The following is a 12,085-nucleotide window of genomic DNA, read 5'->3' as shown; positions in this document are numbered from 1 at the left end:
GTCCGCAACGGGCTTCCCGCAACGACCTGGCGGGCGGGATTGCGGCGAATCACGTTCTTGCGCAACGCCGCACTGGTGGCGAAAGTCAGGGCGCCAGAGCGCGAAATTTCGAGCGGTGGAAAACGAGTGAGGAGGCCGTAGCGGATGTGGTCAGAGCCTCGATACGCAGGAGAACTATCCCATGGTCACCCGCGTCGAACGTCGACTCAACCGAGCAGAGCATCCACACCGCCGCGCCTTCCACGAAGACTGCGGTATCACGCACATGCAGATCCAGGCCTTTGAACCTATCTCCGTGCTTCGAGGCCATCTGCTGGGCCAGTGCACCCTGAGCCTCCGCGAGTATCGACACGCCGAGGCGGGGCGCCCCTGCGAGTCGTGGCCACGTGGTGCTCGACCATTGCACACAGAAAGCGACGAGCGGCGGCTCGAACGAGACGGTGACGAAACTCGACGCCACCATCCCCACGGCCTCTGGACCGTCCGCACCATCCATCATCGCGCAGATGCTCACCACCCCCGATGGATAGCAGCCGAACGCCTCGCGGAGAACGCCAGCGGAAAGCTGCTCGCCGGAATGCTGCATAGGCGACGCGACATTGAAAGTCGCAGGGCCGGAACCCGTCACCTCGGGACTCCTTCTATCTCTACTAACAGGTCCGCGGGGCAGGTGTCCCGCAGGGGTAAGACAGCTCGCGGACATGAGTGGGAACGGCTTGTCGATATCGATTGCCCACCCGCGACGGCTGACGCCGTGATCCGCTGTCTCCGTCCCCGCGGGCAATCCCGGCACAAACTGCAACTGGCCCCGCCGTTCCCGATCAAGCCTGATCAGAGGCCTTTGACATCGTTTTCGTGCTGCGCTCGAGCACTGGCGACAGCATTGGCGTATTGCGCTGCATACTCGCCCATTTGATCCCGCACGTTGTCCCAGCGCTCGATGCGGCGCGAAAGCTGCCCCTGGAAATGCGGTATCACGTAGTGGGCGAACAACTCGTACGACCGCTTCGTAGCCAGGCTGTTCGCCATCTCGCTGGCGAGGATCAGGAACGTGCCGAACCCGCCGGAACTCTCCTGCAGCCGCTCGATGAGCTCGATTGCGTCATCAGGGGTTCCGATCACGCCGACCCCCGAGTCTCGAACAATGTCGACCAGTGTGGTGTCCTCGTTGATGGCGAGGTTCTTCGTCATCGAATCGAAGGCCGCCTTGTCGCGGAAGAAGTACTCGCCCCACTTATCGATACCGAATTGGACATCCCGCTCGGCCTGCTCGCGAGTCTCGGCGATATGCATGGGGGCTACCATTCGCCACGCGGAGCGCGGGGCCGGAGCTACACCGAACTCACGTCCCCGGTCCTGCAGGATATCCCAGTGCTCGGACAGCACTGCCAAAGCGCCCGGAGTACTGGCCGCGATGGACAACAAAGGAAGGCCATGTTTGCCGGCGAGGCGCGGACCGGACGGCGAGACCATCGCGGCAACCACGATTTCGGGGCAGGGTCGCTGGAATGGGCGCAGGTTCAACCGCGCGTCGACCATTTTGAACCACCCCGTGTCCATGGTGAGCGGCTCATCGGATGTCAGCAGATGCACGATTGCTTCGGTCGCCTCCTCGAGACGTGCCCTGATGCAGCCGTAGTCGATGCCGAACAGCGCCGTATCGGACGGCAGTGAACCAGGGCCGAGCCCGAGGATCACACGCCCCTGAGTGAGGTGGTCGAGCAGGACGATGCGCTCCGCGGTGTTGAACGGATGGTGATACACCGCTGATACGACACCGGTGCCGAGCCTGATTCGCCTGGTGCGTGCGGCCGCCGCGGCGATCATGATTTCGGGCGACCCAATGGTCTCGTAACCACCGGAGTGGTGCTCGCCGAAGTACGCCTCATCGAAGCCGAGTTCATCGAGATGGACGACCAGGTCGAGGTCCCTTTGCAGATCGAGGGTTGGATTTCCGTGCACGGGGTGGAACGGAGCGAGAAACATCCCGAACTTCATACTCGACGACAAAGTTTCGACTGTCTCGGATTGATTGAGAGGTGATCGATTGAAAGGTGACATTTGCTAATCTCCAACCTATTTGATGGCGGTCGATCGAGCTGCTGATTCGGCAATGCCGACCGGTGCTGCCGCCTGCAGTCGAAACCGCTTTTCAGCACCGACGCTCCGGAAATCAGGTCACGGAAAAAGCATCCGGCTCATCGCGGCATACAAGGGCGATGATTTGTCACCGAGAGCTTGCGCCATGGCGAGATGGTCGGTATCGGGAAGTACTACAATGTCTGGGCGGCAACCGATCTCATGAAGGTCGTGGACGAGAGCTTCGGCCTGATTTCTGAAGAAATCCCCACTCTGGCCCAACCTCTGGGCCTCCGGGAATCCGTGTGCGACAACGACCCGCTCGGGAGTGGTTTGGATATCGTGCACGACACTCGCCTCGGCCGGGCGTTCGTCCTGGTCCGGATAGAGCGGATCGGTGATCGTGAAATCGTATCCGCCACTGATGAGTCCGCACCCTTTGATCACGTCGGAGGGTAGGTCTGCGGCCTTTATCCAGTCACCGCGGAAACTGAGCAACGCAGAAATATTCGCTCCGGCCGAGTGGCCTGCGACATAAAGTTTGTCGGCGCTTCCGCCGCAGTCCGCTACGTTATCGAATACCCACTTCAGGGCTAGTGCGCCGTCTGCTACGTAGTCCGGGTATCCATGGTCCGGCTCGAATCGATATCCGACACTCACGAACACAGCTCCACGCTCCAAAAACGCTTCGCCGAGGTATCCGTAATGGGAAGGATGTCCTTCACGGAACCCGCCGCCGTGAAAGAAGAGGAGCACCGGTGCATCCGATACTCCGGGCGGCGCGAATATGTCGAGAGTCTGAAATGGGTCCGCTCCGTACAGGATGCCCATCTTGGAATTCGTCCGGACACTCAGATCGAGCGTTTGCTCATAGGACGAGATATAAAATGAACGCCAATCGGGCTCGTACCGATCCGGAAATAGAAACGTCCGGTAGCCAGTGGGATCACACTTCCTGGGTTGCGCTTTCATCGCCCCATCCTTCTCGGATCGATGTATTTTCGACGGACCGAAGCCGGTTCACGCTCCGACGATTCCGTATTTGCCGGGGGCGATCACCCCGTTGGGATCGATAGCCTGCTTGATCGCCGAGGTCAACCGACCGAACTCCGGCAAACGCTCACCCGCCCGCTCCTGCCAATCCGTCGGCGTACGCCCGATCGGCACCCCGATCGCGTCATAAGCCGCCACCAACGCGGCATAACACTCCGCCATCCGCCGACACTCATCCGCATCACCCCGATCGAACATGATGATGTGCAAACCCCGCGCCGCACGCGGACCACACACGAACTCCACCATGTAATCGAACCCGTACTCCGCCAACACCCGCCGCGACACCTCCTGCTGCACCGCGGCAGCCTCCCCCACCATCGGAGTCGCCGGCAAGAACCACGTCGCCCCACCCGCACGCCAATCCAGCAAACCCAACTCCGACTCCGTCGGCTCACCACTGAACGTATCCAGATGAATCCGCAGAACAGGCGACTTCTCGATCTCCTCATGCGCGATATAACGAGCCCGCCCCGACGCCTCGAAATGCGCCCGGATCCGCTCGATCCCCGCATCCAGCGCCTCGAAACTCGGACCATACAACGCACCCGACACCGTCCACGCCCCCACCCCATGCTTATCCCGCAACTCCCGGCGCACCTCATCCGGCAACGGCGTCAACCCACCCGTCCGCTCATACGGATACGACTCCAGCGTCCCCACCCCGTACAGATCACTGGTGACCTTCATCAACGTCGGCACCGCATTCGACAACTTCAACGGCCGCACCAACTCGATGATCTCCGCCAGATCCCCATCCTCCGGGAACGTGAACGCGAACGACCGAATCGCCGCCGGCCGCGGCATCAACCAAATCGCCGCCTGCGTCACGACCCCGAAATTCGACTGCGAGAACAACCCATCCAGCAACGGCCCGAACCCCGACTTGTTCAGAAACCGCATCCCCGACCCACCCAACGACCCATCACCCGGACAGAACACCTCCCCATCCGGCAACACCACCTCCATCCCACACAACATCCCGAAATGATCGAAATACGGCGTATACCCCGCACCCCGATCCAACGCATTCCCCAACACCCCACCATCCGGCGGACCCGACGTCCCACTCAACATCAACACATCCCCCCGCCCAGCCAACTCCTCCCGCAACTGCCGAAACGTCACCCCCGGCTCGATCACCGCATACCCCAACCTCTCATCCACCGCCAACACCCGATTCATCCGCTTCCCCAAATGCAGCACCACCTGCCCCCCACGCACCGGCGACAACTCCCCCATCCCCAAATTCTGTCCCGTACTCGTCGGCCACAACGACACACCATGCTCATTCGCCAACCGCACCACCACCTGAACATCCCCCGTCGACCCCGGAAAAACCACACCCCCAGGCACACGATCCCCACCCGGCAACCGATTCGACCCATACACCCCCAACACCTCCGGCGACGTATCCACCGCCTCCTCACCAAGAGCCGCACGAACAGCTGCAAAAAACGATTCGGACATAGGTCGGATGTTCCTTTCTGCTCCTTTGGCCCCTGCCTCGCGATGGGTATGCGAGATCAAAGGAGCGAATACAATTGTCTGGTGATCAGATTCGTACTTCGGCAATGGACGGTGGCTGCCAGTCGGCCGCGTCCGTCGATACCTGGTAGACGCGAGCAGGCGAACTGAAAGGCATCGAAAGATTCCGCATGAATGCGGCGAGGCGGCCCGCCTCATGGCTCGCCTGCCGGATCCCTTCCGCGATTCGCGCCAGCTCACTCACCCGGGGCTGACGTTGCAGGTCATAGCGAGCGAGTGCCGCCGGTATGTCGTCTGGGGTCCGACCGAGTTCGGCAGCAAGCACCGCCGCGTCCTCGAGTGCCGTACAGCCGCCTTGTCCCAGGTGCGGCGTCATCCCGTGTCCCGCGTCGCCCACCAGGACTACGCGCTCGTGGACCAGGCTCGATGGCACAGTCGGCAGCGCGAAGATGTCGTGATGCATGACCACGTCACTGGACTCGATCAACCTCGGGATCGGCGCGTGCCAGTCCGCGTATCGTGCGAGCACGGCGGCCCGCTCGTCAGCATGCCGCACGCCGGGCGGCGTCGCCGCCGAAGCGTACCAGTAGACATCGCCATTGGTGAGCGGTAGAAGACCGAATTCCGCTCCTGGACCGAAAGTCTGAACGCCATAGAGTTCCTGCTTCGGCTGCATGGGCGCGATACCGCGCCAAGCCGTCGAACCGGTGTAGGCGGCGCGAGGCAGATCCGGCCAATACTGTGCGCGGAGTCGGCTCTCGATGCCATCTCCGGCGACGACTACGTCCGCGTCATCGACCTCCACCGCATCCGGACCGCGAACGACCCAGCGCCCGTCCGGACCTTTCTGCGCCGATGTGACCGGTACGCCGAGTCGAATCGAATCCGCGGGCAGCGCAGAGCGCAACAGCGCATGCAAGTCGGCGCGATGGAGCCCGACAATTTCTCCGCCCCAAAGCTTTTCGACAGTGGGACCGTCTACCCGGGTCAGCCACCGCCCTTTCGGCGTGCGAATCCCATGACCCAAGTTCAACTTCGGCAGGGCATCGAGCTGAGAATCGAGACCGAGCGCTCGGAGAGCGCGAATAGCGTTCGGGTACATGCTGATGCCGGCGCCGACCGGGGCGATTTCCGTCGTGCGCTCGAGCACCGTCACCCGCCAACCCGCGCGGCGCAATCCCACCGCAGTTCCCAGGCCTGCGATGCCAGCGCCAACTACGACCGCATGCTGCTGAACGCTCAAGACCATCTCCGTGACTTCACGATCCACCCAAAAGGGATCTGTATCCAGTATCCCGAAGATATGTGACCTAACTCCAGTCGTCAAGAGTTGACTAGTCGACTGCGTATGTGACCATCGCCCGCGTCAGTCGCGGCCGCATGCGCGGTGGACACCGGACCGAAGCCGATTCGCGCGTGGGCCATGAACGCAAGAGTCTCCGGACCCGCCGGGCACGCCGCGAATACGCCCCGCCGAGGAAATCCCCTCTGCCGCAACAAGGGGTTGTCTCGACCAGCGCCGGCACCGACATCCACCGAAACTCCCGTCAACCACCTTTGACGTCCGTCTAATGGTGTCATTGCGATCGTCTGGATCGCACCATATCGGACCCGGTTACGGGAGGAGCTTCCTTTGCACAATCCTTTCGCCACCGAGATAGCGATCGAACTCGGCTTGCTCACTCCCGAAGCAATCGAGGAGTTCTCGGGACCCGCCGCCTTGCCGGCCGCACAGGTTACCCGGCCGAAGCCACCGGGACTTCCCGCTGACGCCAAGTGCGCGCGCTGTTCTCGGGTTTCGCGCAGGTACGCGACAACTGCCGGGAACGGCTCGCCGATTTCGCGGCAAAGATTCCCTCAGTCGCAGACCGCCCCGCTCGACGCCGAGCCCACCAGTTTGGTGTATTTCGCCAGCACACCCCGGGTGTAGCGGGGCGGCAAGGGTTTCCAACCCTCCTGTCGGCCGGCGAGTTCGTCGGCGTCGATCAGCAGATCCAAGGTTCCCGCGGCGACGTCGAGGCGGATGGGGTCGCCGTCGCGCACGAAGGCGATCGGGCCGGCGTCGACGGCTTCGGGGGCGACATGCCCGACGCACAGGCCGGTGGTACCGCCGGAGAAACGTCCGTCGGTGAGCAGCAGGACGTCCTTGCCCAGGCCGGCACCCTTGATGGCCGCGGTGATAGCCAGCATCTCGCGCATACCGGGACCGCCCTTCGGGCCCTCGTACCGGATGACCACCACATCTCCCGCCGAGATCGTGCCATCCTCGAGCGCGTCCATCGCGGGCCGCTCACCGTCGAAAACCCGTGCGGTGCCGGCGAAGACGTCGGATTCGAAACCAGCCGACTTGACCACGGCCCCATCGGGCGCGAGCGAACCAGACAGAATGGTGATGCCGCCGGTCGGATGCATCGGCGACGCCATCGCCCGGATCACCTTGCCGTCCGGGTCCGGCGGAGTGATCTCGGCCAGATTCTCCGCGACCGTCCGCCCCGTCACGGTCAGGCAGTCGCCGTGCAGCAACCCGGCGCCGAGCAACGTCTTCATCAGCACCGGCACGCCGCCGATGCGATCGACGTCGGTCATCACATGCCTGCCGAAGGGTTTGACGTCGGCCAGGTGCGGCACCCGGCGACCGATCCGAGCGAAATCATCCAGCGTCAAGTCGACGTTCGCCTCGTGCGCGATCGCCAGGAGATGCAGCACGGCATTGGTGGAACCGCCGAATGCCATCACGACCGCGATCGCATTCTCGAAGGCGGGTTTGCTGAGGATGTCGGACGGGGTGATCCCCTTCCTGATCAATTCCACCACCGCCGCGCCGCTGCGCCGGGCGTAGCCGTCGCGGCGGCGGTCGGTCGCGGGCGGCGCCGCACTGCCCGGCAGCGACATGCCGAGCGCCTCGGCCGCACTGGCCATGGTGTTAGCGGTATACATCCCGCCGCAGGCCCCCTCCCCCGGACAGATGGCTCGCTCGATGGCATCGACATCGTCTCGGCTCATCAGCCCGCGCGCGCAGGCGCCGACCGCCTCGAACGCGTCGATGATCGTCACTTCGCGCTCGCTGCCGTCGGACAGTTTCGCGATTCCGGGCAGGATCGAGCCCGCGTACAGGAATACGCTCGCCAGGTTCAGCCTGGCCGCCGCCATGAGCATCCCGGGCAGCGATTTGTCACAGCCGGCCAGCAGCACCGCGCCGTCCAGCCGCTCGGCCTGCATCACCGTCTCGACGCTGTCGGCGATCACCTCGCGCGAGACCAGGGAGAAGTGCATCCCCTCATGTCCCATGGAGATCCCGTCCGACACCGAGATGGTGCCGAACTGCATGGGAAATCCACCACCGGCGAACACACCGTCCTTGCACCCGCGGGCGAGCCGATCCAGCGAGAGATTGCACGGGGTGATCTCGTTCCATGACGACGCCACCCCGATCTGCGGCTTCTCCCAATCCTCGTCCCCCATACCAACCGCGCGCAGCATCCCGCGCGCGGCGGTCTTCTCCAGGCCATCGGTGACGTCGCGGCTGCGCGGCTTGAGGTCGGACACCTTCAGCTTCTCGGGCACGGTTGCCCATCATCCTCGGTCGGGCGGGCGAACGGCAGCGACCACGCCGAATCACATCAGCACGATCAGGACAGTCCGTGCGGGCTGCAGGCCGGCCCTCGCGCCGAAGTAGCTACTGCACCTCGGGCCGTAAGTAGCGGCCGTACATCCTGTCGGAGTACTCGACGGGATGTACGGCCGCTACCCGGTTGACCCCGTGTTCGCCGCTGAAGACCTTGGCCCGACGTGGTTTTCAACGGGCCGCTATCTCGTACGCCCTGAGCATAATGGCGGCAGACGAGGAGGCCTGGACCGTACGCTCACAACATGATCGAGCATCCGAGACTTCACTCGATTCCGGGCGGACGCGAAGCCCCGCGGCGGGACCCGGAACCGCGGATGGCTCCGGAACCCCTCTGGCGCGAGGCGCTCGGCGAACAGTTGCGCACGCTTCGCCGGGATCGGCGCGAGACGCTGGTGGAAACCGCCGAGCGGGCGGGCATCTCCCCGCAGTACCTGTCCGAGGTGGAGCGGGGTCGCAAAGAGCCGTCCAGCGAGATGATCGCGGCTCTGGCGGGATCGCTCGGCATTACGCTGGGCGCACTCATCGAACAGGTAGCGGATGATCTTCGCGCCCAGCGCCGCAGCGCCATCCTCCGGCCGGGGCCGCGTTCCACCACCGGGCCGACGCTCCTGGCGCCGGCCGCTTGATCAGTCGCCGGCACCCAGCACCTGGTCGACGAGACCGTAGTCGACCGCCGACTGCGCGGTGAAGACCCGGTCGCGGTCGGTGTCGTGGCGCAGCCGCTGCACGGATTGCCCGGTGTGCCGCGCCAGGATCGCCTCGATCTCCGCGCGCATCCGCACCAGCTCGTCGGCCTGCAGGATCAGGTCGGGTATCGCACCCTGGCCGCGCGCGGCGGGTTGGTGCAATACCACCCTCGCATGCGGCAGGATGGCGCGGCGGCCGGGCTCGCCGCCCGCCAGCAAGACGGCGCCGACCGCGATGGCCTGTCCCACACACGTGGTCTGCACCGGTGACTTGATGTGCTGCATGGTGTCGTACACGGCGAGCATCGAGGAGAGGTCGCCGCCCTCGCAGTTGATGTACAGGTTGACCTCCAGCTCCGGGCTCTCCGATTCCAGGTGCAGCAGTTGTGCGATGAGCGCGTTGGCCACGCCCGAGTCGATCGGCGTGCCGAGGTAGACGATCCGCTCGGCGAGCAGGTGGGAATAGATGTCGGTGATCCGCTCACCGCCACGCGGATGCTGCGCGATCACATTGGGGATGGTGTAGGTGCTCATGCTGTGTCCCTTCCGGTATGAGCGGGGCCCTGCGTGGTCACACTGCGCTGCCGCCTCCGGGCCTGACCGCTCATGCTGTGTCGTCCATCGGCATGAGCGGGGCCCTGCGTGGTCACACTGCGCTGCCGCCTCCGGGCCTGACCGCTCATGCCGAGATACCGATCCGTTGGCGGTGGGGAACGATCTGTCCGAAGGAGTCGACGATGTGGTCGATGAAGCCGTACTCCTTGGCTTGCTGCGCGGTAAACCAGCGGTCGTGTAGCGAGTCCTCGTAGATCCGGTCGAACGGCTGCCCGGTGTCCGCCGCGATGACGCCGAGCACGGTGTCCACGGTGTAGCGCAGATCGTCGGCCTGGACTTCGATGTCGACGGCGGTGCCACCGATTCCCGCCGAACCCTGATGCATCAGCACCCGGGCATGGGGCAACGCGAAGCGCCGGCCTCGGCTTCCCGACGACAGGAGGAATTGCCCTGCGCTGCAAGCCAACCCGAGGGCAAGAGTCGAGACTTCGCACGGTACCAGGCGCATCACATCGCGGATGGCGAGCATTGCCGGAACCGACCCGCCCGGGGAATGAATCCACAGTGAGATGCCCGCCTGCTGATCCTCCGCGGCGAGGGTCAGCAGTTGCGTCATCAGCAACGTCCCGTTGTCATCATCGAGTGGGCCATCCAGCACCAGTATGCGGCGGCTGAGCAGTTGCTCCCGGGCCCGCCAGCTGAACATCGGCGTCTTGTCATCGTGAGCCATGCCTCCACCGTGCCCGAGGATTCCGGGGAAACCAGCGCCCCGCTGCCCTCGGCAGATCTGCTCTCAGCAGCGAGCCGCGAACGCCCGCCCTGAGGGGCGGCTACCTTTGGTCATCGACCCCGGAAAGCGCACCACCGCGAGCCGGACGCGGCAAGGGCTCGGTGGGTCGGCCCGGCGGCAAAGCAATGCCCGTCGGCCGGGTGCGCCGACGGGCATTGCTGCCACGGAAAGCGAATCGTCAGGATTCTCGTCCCACGGTCGAGGCGGACCGCTGCCGGTTGGTGCGAGCGCGGCGGCGTTCGGCCTGCAGTTCGGCGAGTTCCTGCTCGAGGATGTCGGCGACGCGGAACGAACCGGTGTCGTAGATGTCGGGTGGGCGGACCGTCGGCGGCTGCGCGGAGTCGGACGCGGCACTGTCCTTGCTGTTCTCGGCCGTCGGCGCAGCGGTCTCGCTCGTGGTATCGGCAAGCGGGCGTCGGGTCGCCGCGATCTCGGGAAGTGCGGCGGTCGGGGCTTCGGTGTCGGACACCGGGGGCGGCGTCGGAACCTGGCGGACGACCACCTTCGCTGCGGCGGGTTCGTCGGCGAGCACCCCCGGCGGCGGCTGGTGGTCGGACTTAGCCGGCGCAACCGCGATCGGCTCGATAGCCTCGGCGGCCGCGGCAGATTTCGCGCTGTCGGCCGAGAGGGCACCGCTTGGGGCGGCCACCGCGACGCCGAAGTCCTTGACCTGCATCAACGCGATGGGACGCGGCTCGACGGCCGCCATCTTGTCGAGTGCGTCGAATGCGTCGGTGGACTCGGGCGACAGCGGCTTCCGGGACGTTTCGGCCGGTGCGAGCTTCGACTCGGCCGTCGCCGCAGCGGGACGCTCTGCGGGAGGTTCGGCTGCGCCATCGATTTCCGCGACCGGCTCCAGTATCCGCTGCTCGACCACCTCGACCGGTGCGGGCGCCGGCGGATGCTCGTCGAGAGCCGGCTGATTGCGCGGCACGCCGGACGTAATCGCCTCCGGCGGAACCGGCATCCGGTATCTGGGCAGTGTGAGCCGAATCTGCTCGGCTGGGTCCGGGAGGTCGCGAACCTGCTCGGTCGCTCTGGCGATAGCCAGACCGTAGCGCGCGCTGGCGGCATCATGGATCAGCAGCGCGACGCCGATCATCACGGGCGCGATGGCGTGTACCGCGGCGTCGTACCACGCGCCGGCGCGCAAGTACGGATAGGTGTTGAGACTGACCGTCAGTGCCAGCAGCGCGATTTCGGCGAACGCGACCTCGCGACGGTTGTCGACGACACCCCATTCGGCCACCTTGTTGGTGCCGATCATGATGATGATCAGGCAGACGCTGATCATGCCCTCGAGCAGGTAGCTGAACCAGTACAGCGGATCGGTCGCCCCGCCGGGCGCGATGTTGTGCTGGACGTTGACCGCCGACCACAGCATGCCCGCCGCCACGACACCGGCCAGCGCGCGCAGCGACCAGGATCTGTGCCGATAGAGCGAGGCCAGCTTCGCGTGCGGGCTGGATTCGCGCCGTTGCGCGGCAATCGCCTTGCGGGCGAGCAGGAGATCTCGCATGTCGGCCTTCTCGATCGCTTCGGTGGTCTGCCTCGCCCGGTCGGAGGCGGCGGCAGCAGCCTGCGCTTCTTTCCAGCGTTGTCCGCGTTCCTGAGTGCGAATCCGTTCGGCGAGTTCACGTTCGGCATGCAGTTCGTCCTCCGACAGCGCCTCGGTCAGCGCGGGATCGAACTGATAGGCGAGCCGTCCACGGGCCTTCTCGACCCGCCTCGCCAGCTGTGTAACCTCGTCCTCGATGGGATGTTCGATGACCATCAGCGCTCCCCGCGCGGGAGACTCGATGGCAG

10 protein-coding genes are annotated in these 12,085 nt (G+C 64.9%); 1 reads left to right on the top strand and 9 read right to left on the bottom strand.

All coding sequences use genetic code 11. The features are described 5' to 3' along the window. Positions 1-85: 85 nt before the first annotated feature. The 6 genes from ACT86A_RS00360 to ilvD form a co-directional block, all read right to left on the bottom strand. Positions 86-586, bottom strand: a complete 501-nt coding sequence (locus ACT86A_RS00360; RefSeq protein WP_445090300.1) for a flavin reductase family protein — start codon at positions 584-586, stop codon at positions 86-88. 245 nt (positions 587-831) lie between these two features. Further along, positions 832-1,986: an LLM class flavin-dependent oxidoreductase gene (locus ACT86A_RS00355; protein ID WP_445089928.1), complete on the bottom strand. Its 1,155-nt coding sequence runs from the start codon at positions 1,984-1,986 to the stop codon at positions 832-834. Positions 1,987-2,178: 192 nt separating this feature from the next. Continuing rightward, a complete protein-coding gene (locus ACT86A_RS00350; protein WP_445089927.1) occupies positions 2,179-3,051 on the bottom strand; it encodes an alpha/beta hydrolase in 873 nt (290 codons plus the stop codon). 48 nt (positions 3,052-3,099) lie between these two features. Continuing rightward, positions 3,100-4,707, bottom strand: coding sequence for an FAD-binding oxidoreductase (locus tag ACT86A_RS00345; protein WP_445089926.1), 1,608 nt, complete (start codon positions 4,705-4,707; stop codon positions 3,100-3,102). Next, on the bottom strand, positions 4,688-5,869 hold the full coding sequence (locus tag ACT86A_RS00340; RefSeq protein ID WP_445089925.1) for an FAD-dependent oxidoreductase: 1,182 nt from the start codon (positions 5,867-5,869) through the stop codon (positions 4,688-4,690). Before ACT86A_RS00340 ends, ACT86A_RS00345 begins: the two co-directional genes overlap by 20 nt. A 608-nt stretch (positions 5,870-6,477) precedes the next feature. Next, positions 6,478-8,184 carry a dihydroxy-acid dehydratase gene (ilvD, locus tag ACT86A_RS00335; RefSeq protein ID WP_445089924.1) on the bottom strand — a complete coding sequence of 569 codons (1,707 nt, stop codon included), beginning with the start codon at positions 8,182-8,184 and terminating at the stop codon, positions 6,478-6,480. 378 nt (positions 8,185-8,562) lie between these two features. Here ilvD and ACT86A_RS00330 point away from each other — a divergent pair, with 378 nt between their 5' ends. Then, complete coding sequence (locus ACT86A_RS00330) at positions 8,563-8,874, top strand: helix-turn-helix domain-containing protein (RefSeq protein WP_445089923.1); 312 nt, start codon at positions 8,563-8,565, stop codon at positions 8,872-8,874. Here ACT86A_RS00330 and ACT86A_RS00325 read toward each other — a convergent pair whose 3' ends face one another. The 3 genes from ACT86A_RS00325 to ACT86A_RS00315 all read right to left on the bottom strand — a co-directional run bounded on the left by ACT86A_RS00325 (position 8,875) and on the right by ACT86A_RS00315 (position 12,053). Further along, entirely contained in the window at positions 8,875-9,468 is a 594-nt protein-coding gene (locus ACT86A_RS00325; protein WP_445089922.1) for a ClpP family protease, read from the bottom strand. Between the two features lie 145 nt (positions 9,469-9,613). Further along, a complete protein-coding gene (locus tag ACT86A_RS00320) occupies positions 9,614-10,219 on the bottom strand; it encodes a ClpP family protease (protein ID WP_445089921.1) in 606 nt (201 codons plus the stop codon). A 238-nt stretch (positions 10,220-10,457) separates the two neighbouring features. Beyond that, entirely contained in the window at positions 10,458-12,053 is a 1,596-nt protein-coding gene (locus tag ACT86A_RS00315) for a hypothetical protein (RefSeq protein ID WP_445089920.1), read from the bottom strand. Positions 12,054-12,085: the final 32 nt, after the last annotated feature.

Source organism: Nocardia glycosmidis, assembly GCF_052545115.1.
This window is presented reverse-complemented; position numbering and strand designations above follow the sequence as displayed.